This window comes from Bacillus sp. LR--39 (assembly GCF_053613335.1).
Window position 1 is genome coordinate 1 of sequence record NZ_JBSIOT010000312.1, and the last position, 1088, is coordinate 1088.

The following is a 1088-nucleotide window of genomic DNA, read 5'->3' on the forward strand; positions in this document are numbered from 1 at the left end:
AATACGATTATTCATACGGGAGCGACGCCTGTGTTTGCGGATATTGACCAAAACACGCTCAATATTGACCCGGTAAAGCTTGAGGCGGCCGTCACATCGCGAACGAAAGCAGTTGTGCCCGTCCACTTTAGCGGGCAGTCCTGCGATATGGATGCAATATTGGCTATTGCCCAAAATCATGGTTTATTCGTGCTGGAGGATGCGGCACATGCGGTATATACGACTTATAAGCAAAGAATGATCGGTTCTATCGGGGATGCAACGGCATTCAGCTTTTACGCCACCAAAAACCTCGCGACAGGGGAAGGCGGCATGCTGACGACTGATGATGAGGAGCTTGCCGATAAGATCCGGGTGCTAAGCCTTCACGGCATGAGTAAAGCCGCATGGAACCGTTATTCTTCAAATGGCAGCTGGTACTATGAAGTCGAATCGCCCGGCTATAAGATGAATATGTTTGATTTGCAGGCGGCCCTCGGACTTCATCAGCTGAAACGGCTGGATGATATGCAGAAACGGAGAGAAGAGATTGCCGGCCGCTATCAAACCGCTTTTCAGCAGATTCCTGGGCTGATCACGCCGTTTGTCCATGATGACGGCAGGCACGCCTGGCATCTATATGTTCTGCAAGTTGATGACAAAAAGGCCGGGGTTACGCGCAGCGAAATGATTACGGCTTTAAAGGATAAATACAATATCGGCACTAGCGTTCATTTTATTCCAGTACACATTCATCCGTATTATCAAAAGCAATTTGGATATAAGGAAGCGGACTTTCCGAATGCCATGAATTACTATAAACGAACCCTTTCTCTCCCGCTCTATCCATCAATGTCTGACGACGATGTAGATGATGTCATTGAAGCTGTGCGGGATATCGTAAAAGGGGCTGATTAAGTGTATACGGTAAAAGAAAATGTCTCCAAAGAGTTGATTGAGGAATTTCTCCAAAGCCGACAGCTTACACTGGATGTTCCGTATCAATTTTCCCTCGGCCTTTTTGAAAACAGCAGGCTCCAAGGCGTATTGCTTTACGAAGATTCTTTGTGGGAAAGCAAGGTGCTTCAGAAGAAAGTCATGAACGTCAA

At 47.0% G+C, this 1088-nt stretch carries 1 protein-coding gene and 1 pseudogene; both read left to right on the forward strand.

Annotated elements, in window-relative coordinates:
* A partial coding sequence (locus ACWHAR_RS22790; RefSeq protein ID WP_452087913.1) for a DegT/DnrJ/EryC1/StrS family aminotransferase occupies positions 1-897 on the forward strand: 897 nt, incomplete at its 5' end.
* Positions 898-1088, forward strand: a pseudogene (locus ACWHAR_RS22795) (GNAT family N-acetyltransferase); the annotation flags it as partial.